Genomic DNA, 25,047 nt, shown 5'->3' with positions numbered 1-25,047 from the left:
AAGGAGAAGTGATTTTTTGTCAGCAGATACGCCATTAATGGCTCAATATAAAGAGATAAAAGAACAGAATCAAGATAGCATTTTATTTTTTAGATTAGGTGATTTCTATGAAATGTTCTTCAATGATGCAGTAATAGTGTCAAAGGAATTAGGATTAACGTTAACAAGTAGAAACAAAGAGAAAGGTATAGAGGTTCCCTTAGCGGGAATCCCATACCATTCATCGGCAGGGTATATAGGAAAGCTTGTAGCCAAAGGATATAAGGTAGCTATCTGTGAGCAAGTAGAAGACCCAAAAGCAACTAAGGGATTAGTAAAAAGAGAAGTGGTTAGAGTAATAACTCCAGGAACAATAATTGATACAGAATATTTAGATGAAAAAAGTAATAATTATTTAATGGGAATCGTCTTGAAAAAAGATGGTATAGGATTAACATATATAGATATAACTACGGGAGAATTTATAGCGACAGAAAAACCTAGAACCGAAGACTACATATATAAAATATTGGGCGAAATAAATAAGGTTTCTCCAAGAGAGGTTTTAATTGATGAAGTTTCATATCCTGAACTAGAAAAAGAGTTGAAGCAATTTGCTCAATTAAATAAAATAAATATTAGTCCATGTTTAAAAATAAAAAAGAGTGAAGAATATTTAAAAGAGTACTTTAAAGTGATTTCTTTAGATAGTTTTGACTTGAATGGAAAAATTATAGCTGTTGAAGCAGCTGCGATGGTGCTAGATTATGTTTTGGAGTTACAAAAAGGAAATGATATTCCAGTAGATAAAATAGTATATACTGGTAGTGAAGATATAATGGAACTGAATTTAACAACTCAAAGAAATTTAGATATTGTAGCTTCTACTAGAGAAAATGGTGTTTTAGGTACTTTACAATGGGTTTTAGATGGATGCAAGAGTTCAATGGGAAGTAGACTGTTAAAACATTTTTTGAAAAATCCATCGATTTCTGAAGAGATAATATTAGAAAGACAAAATGATATTGATTTTTTCTATGAAAATGTTCTTTTGAGAGAGGAAGTTAGAGATAGACTTAAAGATATATATGATATAGAAAGAATAATAGGTAAGTTAGTTTTAGGAAATGAAAATGCAAGAGATTTAGTGGCTTTGAAAAAATCTATTATAAATAGTTTAGATATATACAAGGTATTGAAAGGCGCTCCGATTTTTGAAATAGCTTTAGATGAATTAGTAAAAATATATAACTTGATTGAAAGATCGATAAAAGATGAGGTTCCGTTCTCTGTTAGAGAGGGAGGAATGATTAGAGAAGGTTATAATTCAGATTTAGATGAACTACATAATATTTCTAATAATGGAAAAGATACGATTTTAGAGATTGAAAATAGAGAAAGAGATAGAACGGGTATTAAAGGATTAAAAATAAAATATAATAAAGTTTTTGGTTACTTCATAGAGATTACAAAAGCTAATATTCATTTAGTACCTGATGATTATATAAGAAAGCAGACGTTAGCAAATGCAGAAAGATATATTGTAGAAGATTTGAAAGTTTATGAAGAGAAAGTGTTAAATGCGAAAGATAAGATTGAAAACTTAGAGTATTTATTATTTAAAGAGATTTCGGAAGAGATAAAAGTATTCAGAAAAATTCTTCACGAGTTAGCGTATAAGATTGCATATTTAGATGTTATTTCAAACTTTGCTCATATTGCAACTAAGAATGGATATGTTAAGCCGGAAATAACTAAAGATGGAGAGTTAGAAATTATAGGTGGAAGACATCCGATTGTTGAGCAATTAGTTGGAAGAGAAAACTTTATAAAGAACAGTATTGTTTTAAATGATGATAAGAATCTAATAATTTTAACAGGACCAAATATGTCTGGAAAATCGACATATATGAAGCAAGTAGCACTAATTTTAATTATGGCACATATGGGGTGTTATGTTCCTGCAGAATATGCTAGAATAGGGATAGTGGATAAAATATTTACAAGAATTGGAGCTAGCGACGATTTAGTAACTGGTCAATCGACGTTTATGTTAGAGATGAGTGAGGTTGCGAATATTGTAAATAGTTCAACAAAAAATTCATTTATAATTTTAGATGAGATAGGAAGAGGGACATCAACATTTGATGGAATTTCTATAGCTACGGCTATAACAGAGTATATCCACGATAATATAGAAGCAAAAACTATATTTGCAACGCATTATCATGAATTGACTCAGCTAGAATCAAAGTTAAATAAATCAGCAAACTTTAGAATCGAAGTAAAAGAGGATGAAAAAGAGATTACCTTTTTAAGAGAGATTGTAAAAGGTGGAGCAGATAAATCTTATGGAATCGAAGTTGCAAGATTAGCAGGACTTCCAAAAGAGATTTTGGATAGAGCAAAAGAGATGCTAAAAGTTTTAGAAAATAGAAAAATGATTATAGAGAAAAAAGTAAAAAAAGAGCAATTGATATTATTTGGAGATTTTGAAGCGGAAGTAAAAGAGGAACCTGTAAAAAAAGTGGAAGAAAATATTGTACAATTAGAAAATGAGGAAAAAATAGTTTTACGTCTTTTAAAAGAGGTTGAATTAGATAAAATGACACCTTTAGACGCCTTTTTAAAGTTAAATGAATTAAAACGTATCTTAAACTAGGAGGCAGTATGGATAAGAAGAAGTTGACTTATAGAATTGTTATAGCAGCAGCATTGGTTTTGGGATATTTCAATTATTTTGGTGATGAGAAAAAAATAGAGAAAAAAGAGGAAATTGTTGAAACGACAGGAGCAATATATGATACAGAGGGATATCATATAGAAGCTGATAAACAAAAAGACTTTATAGGGAAAAATGAAACAACATTTGAAAAAGCAAAAGCAGTTTTAGATGGAATGGTTTTAACAGGAGATAATGCGATTTTAGATGCCGGAAAAAACCTTTTATTAAAATCTAATATTTTAGGAAAAAGTTTAAATGGTTGGGAATTTGAAACTCAAGAAGCAAAATATACAAAAGCAAATGGAGAGATTGAGTCAACAATAGGTGTAACTGCAATCAATAAAGAGGAAGGGATAGAGGTTTCAGGTCAAAATTTTAAAAGTGATTTAAAAATGGAGAATGTGACTTTATCAGGGGATGTAAGTTTTAAAACAAAAAATATAACATTGTCAGCCCAGCAAGCAAAGTATAATGATAAAGATAAAATAATGAATATAGAGGGACAAGCATTTTTGTCAGGAAGTAATCTAGGAGATGGGTCAGGTATTTTAAGTGGTAATTTTAAAGGATTAAAATATGACACGAAAACAAATCTATTGACTAGCTCAAATCCTTTCGAATTAGATTATAATGGAATAAAGCTATATGGAGAAGATTTAACTTTAAACGATAAAACAGAATCCTTTAAAATTAGCAAAAATGTTTATATATTAGCAGATGGATATAAAATTGATATGGAAAGCATAACATCGGATGGAGGAGATAATATTAACTTTAATGGAAAAATTAAAGGAAGTAATGGAGTATACTCTTTTATAGGTGATGATGGTATCTACAATAAAATAACTAAAAAGTTAATAGTGAAGGGAAATGTAAACGGGACAGATAAAGATGGTGGTAAATTAAAGGCTGATATGGCGATATACTCAACTGATACAAAAGATCTTGAACTAATAGCCGATAAAAATATAGAATATACAAGTCCAACGAATAATATTTTAACAAAAAACTTAAAATATCAAACAGTTACAGGCGAGCTTTATTTAAAAGATGGATACACATATTTTAGTGAACAATATGACAGTAAGGGAGAAAGTTTCTTTTATAATAAATTAACAGGAAAAGGATATGTAGTAAAGGGGACAATAAGAGATATAGTAGAAAATCAATCTGCCTCAGGAGATAGAGTTGATTTCGATAGAAATGAGGATAGCTATTTAGTTGATGGTGATGCCTATTTTGAAGATAAAAGATATATTTTTGAAAGTTCAAAAGTTGATTATTTAGGAAAAAAAGGGTTTGTATACCTTCCTGAGAAATATCTTTTAAAAAGAAAAGCGGAAAAAGATAGTTTTGAAGGCCTGAAAGGTGAGTATAATTTAACTACAGAAGTATTCAAATCATTTGGTGCATTTAAATATGTTAGCACAAATAACAGTGTTCAAGGAACTAATCTAGAATTTAATCAAAAAACAGGAATCGGTGTAGTTGAAAAAGACTTAGTAGCTTTTGATAAAAAAGGTGATACTAAGGTTATTTCAACAACAGGAGAGTTTAAGGAAAATGAGTTTGTAAAAATAAAAGATAAATTGATTTTGACGAGTGGAGATGTTGTAGCGAATGCAAATTCGGCAGATTATCAAATAAAAGATCAAAAGATTTATATACCTGGAGAGATTGTATTTGAAGATAAAATAAAGAAAAGTAATGGGAAAATGTATAACGGTATCTATGAAACTGAGAAAAAATTGTTCACTGGAGAAAATTTTAGTGGAAAAGATGTGAAGAATGCTTCAAAAAGTGATATAATAAAGTACTTTGTTTCTCAAGGAGAGTTTATACTTGAAGGGAATGCAGAGATTAAAGATGACATATCTACTTTAAAAGGACAGCGTTTACAATATAATCAAAATACAGAGATTGCTAAATCAAATCTTCCTGTAAATATACAATATATGGATTATAATATAACTATGAGTAGTGGAGAGTTGAATAAAAAAAGCAGTCACTTAAGTGGAAATAATGTAGTTATAAAATCTAAAATAAATGAAGAATTCAAAGGGGATAAGGTTGAAGGGACTTTGGACAATATGAATTTAGATTTTATTGGGAATGTTTCTGGTGTAATTTATCAAGATGGTATCCCAGTTAACTTCAAAGGAGACTTTGTAAGAGCTTATTTTAAAAAGAATGCTCAAGGTAAAAATGAGATTCAAAGAGTTGAAATTAGAAAGAATGCTGTTATTGTAAAAGAGGGAACAACTCTGTATTCAGATTATTTAGAGATACAACCAGAAAAAAAATTGGTATTTGGAAAAGATAATACAAAAGCTGTCATGAAAGATCAAAATGGAGTTGTAACAACTGTAACTTCAAATATGATGACAGGGAATTTAAATACTGAAGTAATTGATCTAGTTGGAAAAGTTGTTATCGTTAGAAAAGATAAGGATAAAACTTTAAATGCTACATCGATAAAAGCTAAGTTAAAAAATAAGGAAAACTTAGCTGAGTTAAGAGGTGATGTATTTGTAGATGATGGTGATTCAATAATAACTGCAGACGAAGTAGACTATGACATGAAAACAAACAAGGCTAAAGCTAGAGGAAATGTATTTGTTGATTACAAAGCAAACGAGAGTAAAAGCATCACTAATAAAAATCAAATAAATTCAGGATATAACAAAATTATGAAAAAATAAGGAGAATCTATGAGAAGTATAGTTGCTCAAGGATTATGTAAAAGTTATAAAAAGAGAAAAGTTGTTAATGAAGTGAGTTTAGAAGTAAAAAAAGGTGAAATTGTAGGACTTCTAGGACCAAACGGAGCTGGAAAAACAACAACATTTTACATGATAACCGGTATTGTAAAACCTGAAAAGGGTGAAGTTTTTATAAATGAAGTGGATATAACAGATTATCCGATGTATAAAAGAGCTGATATGGGAATTGGATACTTAGCCCAAGAACCGTCAATTTTTAGAAATCTATCAGTTGAAGATAATATATTAGCTATATTAGAGATGAAAGGTTTACCTAAAGCTGAACAGATGAAAAAAATGACAGAACTTTTAGAGGAGTTCAAACTTACTCATGTAGCAAAATCAATGGGATATTCTCTTTCTGGAGGAGAGAGAAGAAGGGTTGAAATAGCTAGAACAATAGCAAACGACCCAGATTTTATTCTATTGGATGAACCATTTGCAGGGGTAGACCCAATAGCTGTTGAGGACATTCAACAAATCATTAGGTATTTAAAGCAAAGAGGATTGGGAATATTGATAACGGATCACTCGGTTAGAGAGACGTTGTCTATTACAGAAAAAGCTTATATAATGGCTAATGGAAAAGTTTTAATAAGTGGAACTCCAGAAGAGATAGCTAATAATGAAATGGCTAAAAAGGTATATTTAGGAGAAAACTTTAAATTAGATTAAATAAAAATTTTTAAAAATATAGCGGAGGAAACAAAAACATGTTAACAGGTAATCAAATTAGAAGTAAATTTATAAAGTTTTTTGAAGAAAAAGCTCATAAGCACTTTGAAAGTGCATCACTTATTCCTGATGATCCAACTCTTTTATTAACAGTTGCAGGGATGGTACCGTTTAAACCTTATTTCTTAGGACAAAAAGAAGCCCCAACTCCAAGAGTAACAACTTATCAAAAATGTATCAGAACTAATGACTTAGAAAATGTTGGAAGAACAGCTAGACACCATACATTCTTCGAAATGTTAGGAAACTTCTCATTTGGAGATTACTTTAGAGAGGAAGCTATAATTTGGTCTTGGGAGTTTATAACTGAAGTGCTAAAATTAGAGAAGGATAAATTATGGGTTTCAGTTTTCACAACAGATGATGAAGCTGAGCAAATTTGGATTGAAAAATGTAATTTCCCTAAAGAAAGAATAGTAAGAATGGGAGAGTCAGAGAACTGGTGGGCAGCAGGACCTACAGGTTCTTGTGGACCATGTTCAGAAATACATGTTGACTTAGGATCAGCTTATGGAGGAGATGAAAACTCTAAACTAGGTGATGAAGGAACAGATAACAGATTTATTGAAATATGGAACTTAGTATTCACAGAGTGGAATAGAATGGAAGATGGTTCATTACAACCATTACCAAAAAAGAATATAGATACTGGTGCAGGATTAGAAAGAGTAGCTGCAATGGTTCAAGGTAAATCTAATAACTTTGAAACAGATTTATTATTCCCAATTGTTGAAGAAGCAGGAAGATTAACTAATACACAATATGGTGTAGCACCTGAAAAAGATTTCTCACTAAAGGTAATAACAGATCATTCAAGAGCTGTAACATTTTTAGTAAATGACGGAGTAATTCCATCTAACGAAGGAAGAGGATATGTTTTAAGAAGAATCTTAAGAAGAGCCGTAAGACATGGAAGACTTTTAGGAAGAAAAGAGTTATTTATGTATGAGATGGTAGATAAAGTTGTTGAAATAATGGAAGAAGCATACCCAGAGTTAAGAAAAAATATTGAACACATCAAAAAAGTTGTAAAAATAGAAGAGGAAAAATTCTCTAATACTCTGGATCAAGGAATGCAATTAGTAACAAATGAAATAAATTCAGTAAAAGCTAAAGGTGAAACAAAACTTTCTGGAGATATCACATTTAAACTTTATGATACTTATGGATTCCCATATGAACTGACAGAAGAGATTTGTGAGGAAAATGGTATAGAGGTTTCAAATGAAGAGTTCGTAGAAAAGATGGAGGAGCAAAGAGAAAAAGCTAGATCATCTAGAACTGTTGTAATGGAAAAAGGGCAAGATAGCTTTATAGAGGAGTTCTACGACAAGCACGGTAAAACAGAGTTTACTGGATATTGTGATTTAATGACTGCTGCAACTCTTTTAAGCGTAAGAGCTTTAGAGGATAATAGATATGCTTTAATATTCGATCAAACTCCGTTCTATGCTGAGTCGGGAGGACAAGAAGCTGACCACGGAATCGTAGAAGGAGAAAACTTAGTAGCTAAAGTTTTAGATGTTCAAAAGCAAAAAGAGATATATACTCATATTGTTGAAATTGAAAGTGGAATGGAAGAGTTAGTAGAGGGAACTTTACTAAACTTAACTGTAGATCCAGTAAGAAGAGAGGAAGTAGCTAAAAATCATACTGCAACTCACTTATTACATCAAGCTTTAAAAGATGTATTAGGAACTCATGTTCAACAAGCTGGATCATCTTGTGGAGCAGATAGATTAAGATTTGACTTCAATCACTATGAAGGATTAACAGTTGAAGAGTTAGAAAAAGTAGAGAAAGCTGTAAACGAAAGAATCTTTATGGCAACAGCTGTAAATGCAGATGTAATGTCTATGGATGATGCTAAAGCTAAAGGAGCGACAGCTTTATTCGGAGATAAATATGGAGATGAAGTTAGAGTTGTAACTATTGGAGACTATTCGATGGAACTTTGTGGTGGAACACATATAAATAATATCAGTAAAATTGGTATATTTAAAATAGTTTCAGAAGCTGGAGTAGCTGCTGGAGTAAGAAGAATAGAAGCTCAAACAAGTTATAAAGCTTACTTAGCTATTTTAGAGATGGAAAAAACAATGAAAAGAGTAGCTAAAAATTTAAAAACGGATGTAAACAAAGTTGAAGAGAGATCTGAAAAAGTTGTTGAAGAAGTAAGAGATTTAGCGAAAGAAGTTGAAACTTTAAAAGCTAAAGTGGCAACATTTGAAGCAAACTCTCTATTTGATCAAGTTGAAGAGATAAACGGAGTTAAAGTTTTAGTACAAGACTTCACAGATAAAGAAGCTGATTCATTAAGAGAAATCGTTGATAAAGCAAAAGATAAATTAGGAAGTTGTGTAATTGCTTTAGGATCAAATAATGATAAAGCTATATTCGCAATTGGAGTAACAAAAGATTTAATTGGAAAAGTAAAAGCTGGAGATTTAGTAAGAGAAGCTGCTAAGATAGCTGAAGGAAATGGTGGAGGAAGACCTGACTTCGCACAAGCTGGAGGAAAAAATGGAGCAAAAGTTAAAGAAGCTTTAGCTGCAATTAAGGAGATTTTAGCAAGTTCATTATAATTGGAGGAAGATTATATGTATAAAAGATATCTTTCTTTAGATGTAGGAGATGTAAGAATTGGAGTGGCGAAATCAGATCTAATGGGGATGGTAGCCACTCCCCTAGAAGTTATAGATAGAAGAAAGACAAAAGCAGTAAAAAGAATCGCTGAACTTTGTAGAGAGGAAAATACTAAATCCATAGTAATTGGAATCCCTAAAAGTTTAGATGGAACAGAGAAGCGTCAAGCCGAAAAAGTAAGAGAATTTATGGAGAAACTAAATAAATCTATCGAAGGATTAGAGTTCTTCGAAGTAGATGAAAGACTTTCCACTGTTTCAGCAGATAGAATGTTAAACGAAACAAATTTAAGGGGAGCCAAAGAGAAAAGGAAAGTAGTTGATAAGGTAGCAGCAGCAATCATATTACAAACCTTTTTAGACATGAAAAAATAACTAAGTGGAGGCGAACATGAATTTTAAGGGGATGACAAAACTATTTTTTGTATTAGTTATACTAGTTTGTTCTTGGTGGTTAGCAGTGATGAGACCGACTAAGTTAGGATTGGATTTAAAAGGTGGAGTTTATGTAGTATTACAAGCTCAGCCTGAGTCTGGAGCACAATTGGATGATGATGCAATGAATAGATTAATAGAGGTTTTAGATAGAAGAATAAACGGTCTTGGAGTGGCAGAATCAGTTGTTCAAAGAGCAGGTATGGATAGAGTTATAATAGAGTTACCTGGAATTACAAATTCAGAAGAAGCGGTTAATATGATAGGTAAGACAGCTTTAATGGAGTTTAAAATAATGAATGATGACGGTTCATTAGGACCAACACTGCTAACAGGTGGAGCTCTAAAAAAAGCAGAAGTATCTTATGATAACTTAGGTAGACCTCAGATTCAATTTGAAATGAGTATAGAGGGCGCTAAGGAGTTTGCAAGAATAACAAGAGAAAATATAGGAAGAAGATTAGCTATAACTTTAGATGGTGAAGTTCAAACCGCTCCATCAATCAATAGTGAAATTCCAAGTGGAAATGGAGTGATAACAGGAAACTATACTCCAGATGAAGCTAAGAAAACAGCGACACTTTTAAATGCAGGAGCACTGCCAGTTAAGGCTGAAATAATTGAAACAAGAATAGTTGGAGCATCTTTAGGAGATGAATCAATTGCTCAGAGTAAAACAGCAGCTATGGTTGCTGTTGGACTAATTGGAGTTTTCATGTTGTTCATGTATAGACTTCCAGGATTCGTTGCAGATTTAGCTCTATTAAGCTTTGGACTTGTAATGTTCGCAATGTTAAACTTTATAGATGCAACTTTAACATTACCTGGTATAGCAGGTATGATTCTTTCGGCAGGTATGGCAGTAGATGCGAATGTTATTATATTTGAAAGAATAAAAGATGAATTGAAATTAGGAAATACTATAGCAGGAGCAATAAAACTTGGATTCAGTAAGGGGATAGCTTCAATAATCGATGCTAACGTTACAACGTTATTAACAGCTCTTGTGTTATTTATGTTTGGTACTGGAACTGTAAAAGGGTTTGCAGTAACTTTAACGATAGGAACAGTAGCTTCAATGCTTACAGCTATTTTTATAACAAAAGTTCTGTTAACAACTATTGTAGATCTATTCAAAATAAAAAGAACAGAGTTCTTCGGTGTGAAAAGGGGGTAAGTAGATGTATATTGAGGTAATAAAGCATAGTAAAAAATGGGTAATGTTATCAACAATATCTTTTATGGTATTCCTAGGAATGTTCTTTGCTAAAGGATTAAATTATGGAATAGATTTTACTGGTGGAAGTTTAATTCAATTAAACTATACAAATAATATAACTTTAGCTGAAGTTAATAAAGAACTAGATGGATTAGCTGTAGAAATCCCGCAACTAGCATCAACAGCAAGAAAAGTTCAAGTTTCTCAAGCTGATAATAATGTAATAATAAGAACAGCTGAGATGAGCGAAGCTCAAACTCAAGAGTTACTAACGAAACTTAAAGATATAGGTGATTATAAGTTAGAAAGAGCCGAAAAAGTTGGAGCAACAATAGGTCAAGAGTTAAAAACTTCAGCTATCTATGCTTTGGTAATTGGAGGATTATTAATAGTTCTATATATAACTATGAGATATGAATTTAAATTTGCAATAGCTGGAATATTAACACTATTACATGATGTAACGGCAGCTTTAGGAGTAATCGCACTATTGGGTTATGAAGTAGATACTCCATTTATAGCGGCGATATTAACAATATTAGGATATTCTATTAATGATACAATCATTATTTATGATAGAATTAGAGAGAGTTTAAGAAAAAAATCGGATATGACTTTTGGAGAAGTACTAAACAGAAGTTTAAACCAAGTTTTAGTAAGATCAATTAATACTTCAGTTACAACGTTATTAGCTTTAGTAGCAATTTTAGTTTTCGGTGGAGATAGCTTAAGAACATTCACAACAACTCTATTAGTAGGGATAGGTGTTGGAACATATTCTTCGCTTTATATTTCAGCTCCGTTAGTATATCTTTTTGAGAAAAAAAGAGATGAAAAATACGAACCTAAAAAAGATGATGACGATGATAATTCAGATCCTGAAGAAAAGATTGTAGTATAATAAAAAAAGCCACCTGAAAAAGGTGGCTTAATCTACTTAATAAGAGTTGGAGGAAGCAATGAGAACGTGGGCAGAGATAGATCTAGATAACTTAGAATATAATATAAAAAAAATAAAAGAACTATCTCATGACAGAGACATAATGGCAATTATAAAAGCAGATGCCTATGGAATGGGAGCAGTTACAGTAGCGAAAGAACTATCAAATATGGGAGTAGAAATATTTGGTGTTTCATCTTTAGAAGAGGGGATCGAACTAAGGAACAGCGGTTTTAAAAAAGAAGTTTTAATTTTAGCTGGAACTTTTAACGAAGAGTTGAAAAATGCCCAAGAGAAAGATATTCAAGTAACTTTAACTGATTTCACTCAAATAGAGTATATTTATGAGAACAATCTTTCATTGAAAGTCCATATAAAAGTAGATACAGGGATGGGAAGAGTAGGATTTACAGTAGATGAAGCTAAAAAAGCTATTGAAATATGTAAGGCGAAAAATATTGATGTAGTTGGTGTGTATTCTCATCTATCGGTTTCAGATGAGTCAGATGACGAATCGGTAAACTATACAAAAATACAGTTAGAAAAATTTAAATATTTTGAAAAGTTGAAAGAGATAAAATATATCCATATTCTTAATAGTGGTGGAATATTAAAGTTTTCTAAAATTCCTCAAAGTAACTTAGTTAGAGCTGGAATAATAATGTATGGTGTTTATGGAGAGGGAGTAATAGAAGGTTTAAAAAGAGTATTTACTTTAAAAAGTAGAATTCTTTTCATTAAAGAACTAAAAGAGGATATAGATATATCTTATGGAAGAGTAGGAAAAGGGCATAAGGGTGACTTAATAGCAACGATAACTGTAGGATATGCAGATGGCTTTAGAAGAGAGCTGTCAAATAAGGGAACAGTTGAAATTCATGGGGTAGAGTGCAGTATAGTTGGAAGAGTATGCATGGATATGTTGATGGTAAGAATACCAAAGGAGTTAAAAGATAAGGTAAAAGCAGGAGATGAAGTGGTTGTTATGGGAGAAGATATTTTTGAAAAATCAAAAATAGTAGGCTCATCAATCTATGAGCTTTTTACAGGCTTAAGTAGAAGAGTTAGCAGAGTTTACTTAAGAGATGGAAAACCTTATTTAGTTAATAGTTTAATAGGAAAAGTTTAAAGGAGAAAATAAATGGCAAAAGTAATATTAGAATCAGGAAAAGAGAAAAAAATTAGGAATTTTTATCCGAATGTTTTTAAAGATGAAATAGCAGATACATTTGGAAAAATTGAAAATGGAGATATAGTTGAAGTTTGTACAACGGATGGAGAGATTGTTGGAAAAGGATATGTTGCAGAATCAACAAATGCTTATGTAAGAATGTTAACAACAAAAGATGTAGCTGTAGACAAAACTCTTATTTTAGAAAAAATAAAAAGAGCTTATGAAAAGAGAAAACATATCTTAGCAGAAACTAACTGTGTAAGAGCGTTTTATTCAGAGGCAGATGGAATTCCAGGATTAATTATTGATAAGTTTGATAAATATGTATCTGTTCAATTTAGAAATTCAGGATTAGAAGTAGCTTTTAGACAAGAGATAATAAATGCAATTAAGAAAGTTATGAAACCAAAGGGAATATATGAGAGAAGTGATGTTGAAAATAGAACTCACGAGGGAGTAGAGCAACAAACAGGAATTATATATGGAGAAATTCCAGATAGAATAGTTATGGAAGATAATGGATTAAAATATTTAGTAGATATAGTTGATGGACAAAAAACAGGATTCTTCTTGGATCAAAGAGATTCTAGAAAATTTATTAGACCATTTTTAAATGAGAATACAAGATTCCTTGATGTTTTCTCAAGTAGTGGTGGGTTCTCAGTTGCTGCATTAAAGGAAGGATGTAAAAAAGTTGTTGCGATTGATAAAGAACCACATGCGTTAGAGTTATGTAAGGAGAACTATGAGTTAAACGAATTCACTAATGAATTTGAAACAGCAGAGGGTGATGCGTTCTTAATGCTAAAAATATTAGCAAATAGAGGAGAAAAATTCGATGTAATAACATTAGACCCACCATCTTTAATAAAGAAAAGAATAGATGTTCCAAGAGGAAGAGATATGTTCTTTAGTCTTTGTGATGAGAGTTTTAAATTAATAGAAGATGGAGGAATTGTAGGAGTTATAACATGTGCATACCATATGAGTCTTCAAGATTTAATAGAAGTTACGAGAATGGCAGCTTCAAAAAATGGAAAGCTATTACAAGTAATCGGAATTAACTATCAACCAGAAGATCATCCATGGATATTACATGTTCCAGAAACTTTATATTTAAAAGCTTTATGGGTAAGAGTAGTAAATAATTAATTTAAGGGGGAATAATTATGTACTTAGATATTTTAATAGCAATAATACTTATATTTGCAGTAATTGAAGGATTGAAAGATGGATTTTTATTACAATTTTTTTCAATATTTGGAATCTTTATAGATTTTATAATAGCTCAAAAATTTACACCAATTGTTATGAACAAGTTATCAATAAGTCATAATGAAAACAATTTTTTACTAACATATATAGGAGTTTTTATAGCTTCTTATTTTGCAATAGCTATTTTGATGTTCTTCATAGGGGTTATTTTAAAAAATCAAAATAAAGGTTTTTTATCAAGAGGACTTGGAGGAATATTTGGTTTAGTAAAAGGGCTAGTAGTTGCAGTAATTGTACTGTTTATTTTTAATTATTCAGCTCAGAAGTATACTGCTTTAAAAAAATATGGGATTGAAAGCAAAACGAATGAAGTTTTCTTAGAAAAATCTCATTATATAGAAGAGTATCTGCCAAAGGAACTTAAATCAGAGTTGAATTACATTAAAGGAAAAGAACTGGTAGAAAAGTATTTTAATAAAATGTTTTAGGAGAAAAAAATGAAAATAATAGAGAAATATATATTGGAAGATGTAAAAATGCCAATAATATTTGGAGTTTCACTATTTACGTTTATTTTTTTAATAGAGATAATAGTTTCTCTTATGGAAAATATAATAGTAAAAGGGATATCTATGATAGATGTATTAAGAATATTATCATTTTACCTTCCTCCAATTTTATCTCAAACAATACCCATGGGTGTATTTTTAGGAGTTATGATAACTTTTTCTAAATTTACTAGAACAAGTGAAGCTACAGCAATGAGTTCAATAGGAATGTCGTTAAAAGATATATTGAAGCCAATAGTATTATTGGCTTCAATAATAACAATATTTATTTTCTTTTTACAGGAAAGTATTATTCCAAGATCATTTACAAAGCTAGAAGAGATAACTATGAAAATAGCGTATGAAAATCCTGTTTTTCAATTAAAAGAAAAGATATTGATAGATGAAGTAGATGAATATAGCTTGTATATTGATAGAATAGAAAGAAAAACTAATGAAGCTCAAAATGTTCTTATCTTTCAAAAAGATGACAAGAGTACATATCCAACAATATTATTAGGTGATAAAGCATATTGGAAAAATGTAAATATGGTATTAGAGGATTCGAAGTTCTATACTTTTAATCCAGATGGTACGCTAAAGTTAGAAGGTGAATTTAAACAAAAGAAAATTCCTTTAAGTTCATACTTCCAAGAGATAAGTATTGAAGTGAAAGATATAGAAGCGATGTCGATAAAAGATCTATTTAAAGGACTAAAAGATAAAAATAAAATTGAAAAAATACCATATTTGGTAGAGATTAACAGAAAAATAGCGATTCCACTTTCAACAGTTGTTTTAGCAGTACTTGGTGTTCTACTTTCAATAGGGCATCATAGAAGTGGTAAAGGTGCAAGTTTTGGAATTAGTTTAGCAGTTATATTTACTTATATTGTATTTTTGAATGTTGGAATGGTAATGGCAAATAAGGCGATAGTGTCACCTTATGTAGGAGTTTGGCTACCAAATCTATTATTAGTTGGTGGAACATTATTACTATATAAAAGAAAAGCAGGTGGTGCTAGATGAAGAAGTTAGATATATATATAAGTAAAAATTTTTTAAAATCATTTTTTCTAAGTTTGATTGCATTTATTAATATATTTATATTGAGTCAATTGTTTAAAATAATAAGATATATAACAGCAGGAAGAATGAGTATATCAGAATCAATAACGTACATATTATATCTATTACCTAAAATATTTATAGAGGTTACACCTTTGGCAATACTTTTAGGATCGTTGATGTGTATAAATAGAATGGCATCTAATTTAGAGATAATTTCATTGAAAACATCAGGAATAAGTTTTAGAAGAATTGTAAGATTTCCTATAATATTATCATTTTTAATATCTTTAGTTGTTTTTCAGGTAATGAATAGAGTTCATCCTTTTGCATTGAGCAAAAGTCGAGCGTTAAGAGCAGGAAGAGATATTTCAACAAGAGTTTTACCAACAACAAAAAACAATGCTTTTTTAAGAACTGAAAAAAATATAGTTTATTATATTAAAATAGTTAATAGAGTTAAAAATGTGGGGAGCTCTTTAGAGATTATAAAATTAGATGAGGAGTTTCAAAATATTAAAGAGATAATAACTGCGAAGAGTGGAGTTTTTGATAATGATAAAAATACTTGGATTTTAAAAGATGTAGTTATTAATAATTTTGAAAATAAAGCTCAGAAAATTGAAAAAAGTTATATTGATTTAGAACTAGATAAGGCTCCAGGAGATTTTATAACTATACAAGGAGATCCTGATGAGTTGACAAATGCTGAGATAACCAAAACAATTAGAGATATTCGTATAACAGGTGGAGATACAAAAGAATCACTTGCAGTTTTAGGAAAGAGATATTCATTTCCTTTTGCTAGTTTTATAGTTTCGTTTTTAGGATTATCTTTAGGAAGTAGATATGTAAGAGGAGCTTCGGCAATAAGTATTGCATTAAGTGTAGGATTGGGATATTCATATTATATAGTTCAAGCATCATTTGAGGCTTTAAGTGTAAATGGGATATTGAACCCGTTTATAAGTGGATGGATTCCAAATATTATATTTTTATGTTTGGGGATATACTTCATGAGGAAAGCTGAATATTAAGGAGGAAAATGAGTATAAAAGTTGAGAAGTTAGATAATGGAATAACATTGCTAACAGAGGATATAAAAAGTATAAATACTGCAAGCTTAGGTTTTTTTGTAAGAGCTGGAGTAAAAAATGAATTGCCTGGTGAAGAGGGAATCTCTCATTTTATAGAGCATTTATTATTTAAAGGGACAACAAATAGAACAGCTAAAGAGATTTCAGAAGAGATTGATGATCAAGGTGGAATGATAAATGCATATACAAGTGTTGAAAAAACAGCTTATTATATTCAAATGACATCAAATACCCTACATAAAGGAATTGATATTCTAAATGATATGTTTCTAAACTCAACGTTTACGGATGAAAACATTGAAAAGGAAAGAAATGTAATCATAGAAGAGATTAGAATGTATGAGGATATTCCAGAAGAGGTTGTACATGAGGAGAATTTGGCTTTCGCAATAACAGGTGTTCAAAGTAAGAAAATAGCCGGTTCAATTGAGAGTTTAAAAAAGATAGATAGAAAAGCCATTTTAAAATATTTTAATGATATGTATAAACCTGAGAATTTAATAGTTGCAGTTGCAGGAAATATAGATCATGATAATGTATTTAAACAGCTGAATAATGGGATAGGGCAATTGAAAGATAATAGTACTCCTAGAGCGTATGATGGTGGTATGCTTATAAATTCAGGTGAAAAAGTAATCTCTCAAGAAACAAATCAAGTACATCTATGTTTAAATACTCCTGGAGTTTCAAATGTTGATGAAGATAGGATTGCAATGTCAGTTATATCAAATGTTTTAGGTGGAAACATGAGCTCGAGATTATTCCAGAAAATAAGAGAAGAAAGAGGATTGGCTTATTCTGTTTATTCATATACTTCTAATTTTGACGAAGGTGGACTATTCACTGTATATGCAGGAACTACACATGAGGATTATAAAGAGGTTATATCTATAATCGAAAGTGAATTAAAAGAACTGAAAGAAAATGGAATAACAGAAAAAGAATTAAATAGAGCAAAGAATCAATTCTTAAGTATGGTTACATTTGGACTTGAAAGTAGTAAGGGGAAAATGACTAGAATGGCAGGATCATATTTAGTTCATGGTTATGTGAAAGATATTGATTCAGTAATCAAAGAGATTGAAGACGTAACACTTGAAGATATAAAGAGAGTTGCAAAAAAAATATTTATAGAAGATAAACTATCTAAAACTATTTTAGGTAATATATAAGGGGATAAAATGGAAAAAGTTATTGTGAAATTAGTGTTAGAAAATGGAGTAGAAGCGCCAAAGTATATGACAGAAGGTGCAGCTGGAATGGATGTAAAAGCAAATATAACAGAACCAGTAACACTAAAAACATTGGAAAGAAAATTAATTCCAACAGGAATAAAAATGGAGATTCCTTTTGGATATGAAGTTCAGGTAAGACCTAGAAGCGGATTGGCATTGAAGCATGGAATCACTTTAGTTAATACACCTGGAACAATTGATTCTGATTACAGAGGAGAAGTTGGAGTTATATTAATTAATTTAAGTAATGATGAATTCATAGTAAACCCTGGAGAGAGAATTGGACAATTAGTTCTTCAAAAGGTTTATAAAATGGAATTTGAGGAAGTAGAAGAGTTATCTACAACTGTTAGAGCTGAAGGTGGATTTGGTCATACAGGGAAATAGGAGAAATTGATGGGAAAAAATCATGATTTAGTAGTAACAGTTAAAAGAATAAAAAAAATGAAAAATATGATTTTATATATGGCACTTTGCATAGTCGTGATAAGTTTACTGACAGTTTACAGTGCGACTATTCATAAAGGAACATCATTTTTTTATAAAGAGATTGTTTGGATAGGATTAGGTATAGTTACATATTTTACCTTTGCTTTTATAGATTATAGAGTCTATGGAAAATATTATAAAATTATTTATCTGATAAATGTGATCTTCCTGTTATTAGTTTTTATTATTGGAGATAAAAGATTAGGAGCTCAAAGATGGATTGACTTAGGGTTTATAACAATACAGCCATCTGAGTTTTCAAAGTTATTTATAGTACTAACATTTTCCGAAGTTTTAGCTACTAAATTTAATAGTAAATTTTCAGGATTAAAAAATATTGTGGCAACAAGTTTTCATATTATTCCAATATTTTTACTTATAGCTGCTCAACCAGATTTAGGAACATCTTTAGTTATAGTTTTCTTATATTTAGTTTTAGTTTTTATAAACGGAATAGATTGGAAAACTATAATTTTATTAGGAATAGCAGGAATATCAATGGCACCAATAGGATACTTTTTTCTATTAAAAGATTACCAAAAAGAAAGAGTATTAACATTTTTAAACCCAGAAGCAGATTTATTAGGCAGTGGATGGAATGTAACTCAATCAATGATAGCGGTAGGATCAGGTGGAGTTTTCGGGAAAGGATTCTTGCAAGGAACTCAAAGTAAATTGAGATTTTTACCAGAATCACATACAGATTTTATAGCGGCAGTGTTTTTAGAAGAGAGAGGTTTAGTAGGTGGATGTGTTCTACTAGTTCTTTATGTGTTACTTCTATGGGGAATTTTAAGAATAGGAGATAAATCTGAAGGATTTGGAAAATTAATTTGCTATGGAATTTCTGCAATATTCTTTTTCCACATCGTAATAAATGTTGGAATGGTAACAGGTATAATGCCAGTTACAGGGCTTCCTCTTCTTCTTATGAGTTATGGAGGAACATCATTTTTGTTTGCATTTGCTATGCTAGGAATCGTTCAAAGTATAAATGTTTATAGGGAGTAGTTATGGAATATGTAATAGACTCTAGTTTTCATGAAGTTAGATTAGATAGATTTTTAAGAAAAAAATATGAAAATACTCCATTGACTGAAATTTTTAAAGGGATTAGAACTGGAAAAATAAAAGTTAATGGGAAAAAATCTAAAGAAAACTATAGATTAAAAGAGGGCGATATAGTCAAGGTTTTACTATCTGGTGGAGAAACAGAGATAAAATCATTTATGAAGATATCAGCTAAAGATATGGAAAGTTTAAAAAAAGGTATTGTTTATGAGGATGAAAAAGTAGTTATATTTAACAAAGAGGCAGATATGGTTATGCACAAAGGAAGTGGTCATGAATACGGTCTTTCAGAGTTATTTAAGAGCTACTATAAAACTGATGAATTTAATTTTGTAAATAGAATTGATAAATCTACATCTGGGTTAGTAATAGGTGCGAAGAATCTAACTGTAACAAGAGAATTAGCTGAAGAGGTTAGAGAGGGAAATACCGAGAAAAAATACTATATTCTTGTAGATGGTTTGGTTTTAAAAGATAGTTTCACTCTTAAAACATATCTAAAAAAAGAGGAAACAAAGGTTGTTGAACTTGATTCTTATGAAGATGGAGCGAAAGAGAGCATATCTTATTTCAAAATCTTAAAAAGAGGAAAGAAGAAAACTATTTTAGAAGGAAGATTAGAAACAGGAAGAACACATCAATTGAGAGTTCAACTTTCAAACCTAGGTCATCCTATAGTTGGAGATGGGAAATATGGAAAAGCTGGAAAAAATATGTTCTTATTCTCTTATTATTGTGAAATACCAAAATATGGTTTAAAAATAGAGTTACCTCTACCAAAAGAATACCTAGATAAATTAGATTAAAAAAAGGACTTTTAAAGTCCTTTTTTTATATTTGAAAATGAATTAGCTACTAAAATAACTTTTAAAGTATCTAAAGAGTTATCATCAATGGAAACTCCAAATAGAACGTCATCTATGTCAGCGGCACACTCTTGCTTCATAGTGTCAACAATTATACTAGATTCAATTAAATTTAAATCTTTAGGGCCAACAATATTAACTAGAAGTTTTGTTGCTCCTGTCATTGTCCTTTCAAAAAGAGAAGAGTCAACGGCAGCCATAGCAGCTTTATACGCTCTATTTTCTCCAGAGCCTTCACCAAAACCTAAGATAGCTTCTCCAGAATTTAAAAGAAGAGATTTTATGTCAGCAAAATCTAGGTTGATAAGTCCTTTTGCTAGCATTAAATCCGTCATTCCTTTTACTGCAGTGAGAAGAACATGGTTACTTTTTTTAAAGGCTTCTTGAACTGTTATATTTGGTTTTGAGTTATCTAAAAGTTTATCATTGGGAATAACAATAAGTGAATCAACAAATGGAGTAAGATTTTTTATCCCTATTTCTGCAATTTTCATTCGCCTTTTTCCTTCAAAAGAAAAAGGTTTAGTGACAATAGCAACAGTTAGAATATTCATCTCTTTAGCAATTTTAGCAATTAGAGATGTTGCTGCACTTCCAGTTCCACCACCCATTGTAGATGTTAAAAATAAGAAGTCTGTTCCTCGAAGAATATTTTTTATAAATGAGAGGCTTTCTTTTGTTGCTTTTTCACCTAGTTCCAAATTTCCTCCACAACCTAGACCTTTTGTTGTCGTTGGTCCAAGTTGAATTTTATGAGGAGTTTTGGAGCTATTTAAATCTTGAAGATCGGTATTAAGTGCAAAAAAAGTAACTTCATCAATATCAGAATTTACAATCTCATCAAGAGCATTTATACCACCGCCACCAATGCCCATTACTTTTATATTGACATTAAATTTGCTATTTCCCAAAAAATTCACCCCCTGATTAAAATAGATAACAATATACAGTTTAGTACTTTAATACTACATAAATTCCTTTGTGTCAATATCAAAAAATTATTTTAAATGATCTGTATCTGAAAACTTAACAATTTTAAATCCAGTTGTATCATATTCAACAATAGTTGTGCTTGTATTTTCAGGAACAGCTTGTTTTGAAAACTCATCAATTCCTTTTTCATTAATAATATTGAAAATAGCTTTTAGCGTAACTCCATGACTTATAACTAGAATATTTCCAGAAGAATTTTCATTTATAAGTTTATTTAATCCAATTTGAACTCTTTCAAGAATCTCTTGATAGCTTTCACCTTCGTATGCGCTTGGATTATAATCTATAGCATTATTCCAGAAATTGTGATATTCAATAGGATAATTCTTTTCAAAATCTTCCCTTGGAATACCTTCAACTTTTCCCATATTAATCTCTTGAAACTCATCAATTGAAACGATATCAATATTTCTATCTCCTAAGATAAGTTTAGTTGTTTGCATAGCTCTCTCTTGAGGTGAAGAATAAACTTTATTAAACTCTATATCCTTTAAAAAAACAGAAAGTTTCTTCGCCTGCTCAATTCCTAACTCAGTTAAAGGTGAGTTAGATCTTCCTTGAAATATTTTAAGTGTATTCCAAATTGTTTCACCGTGTCTTACAAAATAAATACGTAACATAAATTTCTCCTTTTTAAGTATAAAAACTCTTTTTTTTAAAATGATATTCTTGTATAATCTTATTATACATTGAATTTTGGAGGTTGTAAAATGAAGTTTTTAGGAGTAATTCCAGCAAGATATGAGTCAACAAGATTACCAAGAAAGCCATTAAAGGATATTTGTGGTCATACAATGATAGAATGGGTTTATAAAAGAGCTATGAAATCAAATTTGGATAGAGTTGTTGTAGCAACAGATTCTCAAGAAGTTTTTGATGTAGTAAAAAATTTTGGTGGGGATGTAATTATGACAGATACTAACCACTTAAATGGAACTAGTAGAATAGCAGAGGTTTGTGATAAGATAACAGATTATGATGTAGTAATAAATATTCAAGGTGATGAACCATTGATTGAAGCAGATATGATAAACTCTTTAATAGAGGTTTTTAAACAGGAAAATGATTTGAAAATGGCAACATTAAAACATAAATTAAATAAAAAAGAGGATATAGAAAATCCGAATTTTGTTAAAGTTATTACTGATAAAAAAGATTATGCAATTTATTTTTCTAGAAGTGTAATTCCATATCCTAGAAATGAAAATTTAGACATATATTTTAAACATGTAGGAATATATGGATATAAAAGAGAATTTGTACTAGAGTATTCGAAGTTAGAAAGTACACCTTTAGAAAATTCAGAATCTTTAGAGCAGTTGAGAGTTTTAGAAAATGGTTATAGAATAAAAGTTTTAGAAACACCTTATGAGATCATAGGAGTTGATACAGCTGAAGAGTTAGAAAGAGTTAGAAAATATATTTTAGAAAAGGGAATTAAAATATAATGAAAATGACTAAAATGAAAACAATAATAAGTACAAGTTTTATCTTATTAGCTCTTGCGGGATGTAGTAGTACTTCGAAGCAGGATTATTATAAACGAGTTGAAAGTGGAAAAGCATCAAGTAAAGGAAGCAATTTAAAAGGAGATAGAGTAGATTTATACGGAATTCACAAGAAAGATAATCTCCCAATAGCGAATTCGATACCATATTTAAAATATGTAAATGATATGGAATCTCCAAAGACTCCTTTTAAAGTATATTCAGAAGCTGAATTTTTAGCATTTTATAAAAATACTAAAGCAAGAGGAAATGGTGATGCTTCTAGTTATTGGAGATGGAAATTAAGCTTAAGTAAAAAAGAGATGAGCAATATTTTAAATAAGAACTTAGTATCATTAGCAAATAGAAGACCAAAAGAGGTACTTACTCACTCTAATGGTCAGTGGATATCAAAACCATTACCATTAAATCCAATTGGTGAAGTTACAGATATAAGAGTACTTCAAAGAGGAAAATCTGGATTAGTTATAAAATTGATGATAAAAGGGACTAGAGGTCAATATATTGTAGCAAAAGAAGGGAATGTGAGAAGTGTCTTAGGGGTTAGCAAAAGTAGTACGACATCTCAAATAAATATATATGGTGCTAAAGGTGGAAGTTTATCTTATTTAGATAAACCGATTTCGAGAAATCCATCTCTTCTTCCATCTGCATTCTTATCTATTGAAAGATCTAGTAATGGAGCATATAATATATATGGTGGTGGATTTGGACATGGAGCTGGGGTTCCACAGTGGTCTGCAATGGATTTAACTAAGAATAAAGGTTATTCTTATAAAAAGGTTTTAGATAGATATTATGCTGATACTAAATTAAAAAGCATAAGATCAGTGAGTGGAATTAATGAAAAATTAAGAGTAGGAATAATGACAACAGGATTTTCTACGATAGATCATACAAAGATATCAATGTATTCTCTAGGGTCGATAAAAATTAGAAGTAAAGATGGAAATGTAAATCTAAATCCAAGAACAGCTGTAGATTTTATAACTAAAGATGGATTTACTCATGTAATAGTTGCTGGGAAATTAAGGTTGAAAACTAAAAACTATATATCTATCTCATCTAATAGAATGGTATCTTTAACAAATATAAAAAGAAATGTAAAAAATTATACTCATCCAACTTATAGAGGTAATTTTGAAATAAGATTAGCTAAGGGTGGAACAAGATTAAATCTAATAAATGAAATAGATATTGAAGATTACTTATTACAAGTTGTACCAAGTGAAATGCCAAAAAGCTTTGGGATGGAAGCTTTAAAAGTTCAAGCTGTTGCAGCAAGAACCTATGCCGCAAAAGATATTTTAAGAAATAGATACGGTAAATCAGGCTTTCATATTTTAGATAGTACACAAAGTCAGGTTTATAATAATCTTGATGAAAATGATTTAGCGACTGGAGCAGTTAAATCAACTAAAGGTTTGATATTAGTACACGAAAACAAACCAATAGATGCGAAGTATTACTCGACATCATCTGGATTTAATTCAAATGCACACAATGTGTGGTAAAAAAAAGAAAAAAACCATTGACTAAATAGTCATTTTAGATTAGAATGTGCTGTATGACTATTTAGTCATTTTATATTAGAAAAAAAGGGGGGCTTAATGTTAAACCAAAAAAAAGAGCAAATTTTAGAAGCTGCCAAAGGGGTATTATTAAAAAAAGGTATTTTTAAAACAAGAGTTGAGGATATTACTAACGATTTAGGAATAGCTAAAGGAAGTTTTTATACATACTTTAAATCTAAGGATATATTGTTAGAAGAGATTATAGAAAGAGTTTATAAAATAAGAGAAGAAGAGTTAAAAGTATTGTTAAAGCAACCATTAGATTATAAAGAGCAATTAAAACTATTTATAATAAAAAGATTTACAATATCTTCAGAGAATTTACAATCTCACTTAATTTTAATAAATTTAACAAGAAATTTAGAACATCTAACACCTGTTTTGAGAGAAAAATTGTTAAAAATAGAATTTTTAAATAGAAAATTTTTAAAAGAGATAATAAAAAATATTCAAAATAAAAATTTCTCAGATGAAGAGATTGATATAATGGTTATATTTATTATGGGTGGAATAAAATCTTATAGATTAGAAAGACTTTTCTTTAAAAATGCAGATGATTATTTTATAAGTGATATTGATGAATTTAAAGATAGAATAAAAGCAATTAATTTAGAGGAAGAAGTAGAATTAGTTGTAAATAGTATTTTAAAATTACTAACAGGAGGAAATTAATGAAAAAGTTATTAGGATTACTGGTATTACTTTCGACAGCAGCCTTTTCTAGAGAGTTAACGTTAGAGAGTGCAATCGATTTAGCTTTAGAGAATGG

The 25,047-nt window shown here is 30.2% G+C and carries 21 protein-coding genes; 19 read left to right on the top strand and 2 right to left on the bottom strand.

Annotated features, from left to right (window positions below; all coding sequences use genetic code 11):
- Positions 1-16 precede the first annotated feature (16 nt).
- From mutS to L992_RS00620, 16 genes are read left to right on the top strand one after another with little or no spacing between them, the layout of a single operon-like run.
- Complete coding sequence (gene mutS / locus L992_RS00695) at positions 17-2,641, top strand: DNA mismatch repair protein MutS (RefSeq protein WP_047393920.1); 2,625 nt, start codon at positions 17-19, stop codon at positions 2,639-2,641.
- 8 nt (positions 2,642-2,649) lie between these two features.
- A complete protein-coding gene (gene lptC, locus L992_RS00690) occupies positions 2,650-5,406 on the top strand; it encodes an LPS export ABC transporter periplasmic protein LptC (protein ID WP_047393917.1) in 2,757 nt (918 codons plus the stop codon).
- A gap of 9 nt (positions 5,407-5,415) precedes the next feature.
- Positions 5,416-6,141, top strand: coding sequence for an LPS export ABC transporter ATP-binding protein (gene lptB, locus L992_RS00685; protein ID WP_047381244.1), 726 nt, complete (start codon positions 5,416-5,418; stop codon positions 6,139-6,141).
- A 38-nt stretch (positions 6,142-6,179) separates the two neighbouring features.
- Positions 6,180-8,786, top strand: a complete 2,607-nt coding sequence (alaS, locus tag L992_RS00680) for an alanine--tRNA ligase (protein ID WP_047393915.1) — start codon at positions 6,180-6,182, stop codon at positions 8,784-8,786.
- Positions 8,787-8,801: 15 nt separating this feature from the next.
- Positions 8,802-9,221, top strand: coding sequence for a Holliday junction resolvase RuvX (gene ruvX, locus L992_RS00675; protein WP_047381246.1), 420 nt, complete (start codon positions 8,802-8,804; stop codon positions 9,219-9,221).
- Positions 9,222-9,237: 16 nt separating this feature from the next.
- Positions 9,238-10,458 (top strand): protein translocase subunit SecD, encoded by a 1,221-nt coding sequence (secD, locus tag L992_RS00670; RefSeq protein WP_047381248.1) that lies wholly within the window; start codon positions 9,238-9,240, stop codon positions 10,456-10,458.
- Positions 10,459-10,462: 4 nt separating this feature from the next.
- On the top strand, positions 10,463-11,401 hold the full coding sequence (gene secF / locus L992_RS00665; protein WP_047381249.1) for a protein translocase subunit SecF: 939 nt from the start codon (positions 10,463-10,465) through the stop codon (positions 11,399-11,401).
- 58 nt (positions 11,402-11,459) lie between these two features.
- A complete protein-coding gene (alr, locus tag L992_RS00660; RefSeq protein WP_047381252.1) occupies positions 11,460-12,569 on the top strand; it encodes an alanine racemase in 1,110 nt (369 codons plus the stop codon).
- Positions 12,570-12,581: 12 nt separating this feature from the next.
- Positions 12,582-13,766, top strand: coding sequence for a class I SAM-dependent rRNA methyltransferase (locus L992_RS00655; protein ID WP_047381256.1), 1,185 nt, complete (start codon positions 12,582-12,584; stop codon positions 13,764-13,766).
- A 17-nt stretch (positions 13,767-13,783) separates the two neighbouring features.
- Positions 13,784-14,317: a CvpA family protein gene (locus L992_RS00650; protein ID WP_047381258.1), complete on the top strand. Its 534-nt coding sequence runs from the start codon at positions 13,784-13,786 to the stop codon at positions 14,315-14,317.
- Between the two features lie 9 nt (positions 14,318-14,326).
- On the top strand, positions 14,327-15,406 hold the full coding sequence (locus tag L992_RS00645; protein ID WP_047381261.1) for an LptF/LptG family permease: 1,080 nt from the start codon (positions 14,327-14,329) through the stop codon (positions 15,404-15,406).
- On the top strand, positions 15,403-16,482 hold the full coding sequence (locus tag L992_RS00640) for an LptF/LptG family permease (RefSeq protein WP_047393911.1): 1,080 nt from the start codon (positions 15,403-15,405) through the stop codon (positions 16,480-16,482). Before L992_RS00645 ends, L992_RS00640 begins: the two co-directional genes overlap by 4 nt.
- An 8-nt stretch (positions 16,483-16,490) precedes the next feature.
- Positions 16,491-17,714 (top strand): pitrilysin family protein, encoded by a 1,224-nt coding sequence (locus tag L992_RS00635; protein WP_047381266.1) that lies wholly within the window; start codon positions 16,491-16,493, stop codon positions 17,712-17,714.
- Between the two features lie 9 nt (positions 17,715-17,723).
- Positions 17,724-18,164 (top strand): dUTP diphosphatase, encoded by a 441-nt coding sequence (gene dut, locus L992_RS00630; protein WP_047381268.1) that lies wholly within the window; start codon positions 17,724-17,726, stop codon positions 18,162-18,164.
- Between the two features lie 9 nt (positions 18,165-18,173).
- Positions 18,174-19,277: a rod shape-determining protein RodA gene (gene rodA / locus L992_RS00625; protein ID WP_047381270.1), complete on the top strand. Its 1,104-nt coding sequence runs from the start codon at positions 18,174-18,176 to the stop codon at positions 19,275-19,277.
- A 2-nt stretch (positions 19,278-19,279) separates the two neighbouring features.
- The gene (locus L992_RS00620) at positions 19,280-20,143 is read left to right on the top strand and encodes an RluA family pseudouridine synthase (protein WP_047381272.1); all 864 of its coding nucleotides are present in this window, start codon (positions 19,280-19,282) and stop codon (positions 20,141-20,143) included.
- An 11-nt stretch (positions 20,144-20,154) separates the two neighbouring features.
- Here L992_RS00620 and ftsZ read toward each other — a convergent pair whose 3' ends face one another.
- On the bottom strand, positions 20,155-21,114 hold the full coding sequence (ftsZ, locus tag L992_RS00615) for a cell division protein FtsZ (protein ID WP_047381295.1): 960 nt from the start codon (positions 21,112-21,114) through the stop codon (positions 20,155-20,157).
- A gap of 87 nt (positions 21,115-21,201) precedes the next feature.
- A complete protein-coding gene (locus tag L992_RS00610; protein ID WP_047381274.1) occupies positions 21,202-21,816 on the bottom strand; it encodes a histidine phosphatase family protein in 615 nt (204 codons plus the stop codon).
- A 90-nt stretch (positions 21,817-21,906) separates the two neighbouring features.
- Between L992_RS00610 and kdsB the strand changes: the two genes are divergently transcribed.
- The 3 genes from kdsB to L992_RS00595 all read left to right on the top strand — a co-directional run bounded on the left by kdsB (position 21,907) and on the right by L992_RS00595 (position 24,950).
- Entirely contained in the window at positions 21,907-22,644 is a 738-nt protein-coding gene (gene kdsB / locus L992_RS00605) for a 3-deoxy-manno-octulosonate cytidylyltransferase (protein ID WP_047381275.1), read from the top strand.
- A 5-nt stretch (positions 22,645-22,649) separates the two neighbouring features.
- Positions 22,650-24,218, top strand: a complete 1,569-nt coding sequence (locus L992_RS00600; RefSeq protein WP_197053365.1) for a SpoIID/LytB domain-containing protein — start codon at positions 22,650-22,652, stop codon at positions 24,216-24,218.
- 96 nt (positions 24,219-24,314) lie between these two features.
- Positions 24,315-24,950, top strand: a complete 636-nt coding sequence (locus L992_RS00595) for a TetR/AcrR family transcriptional regulator (protein ID WP_047381278.1) — start codon at positions 24,315-24,317, stop codon at positions 24,948-24,950.
- Positions 24,951-25,047 lie beyond the last annotated feature (97 nt).

Source organism: Cetobacterium sp. ZOR0034 (genome assembly GCF_000799075.1).
GTDB lineage: Bacteria > Fusobacteriota > Fusobacteriia > Fusobacteriales > Fusobacteriaceae > Cetobacterium_A.
Note: the sequence above shows the minus strand (reverse complement) of the source record. Positions and strands in the feature narration are given on the sequence as shown.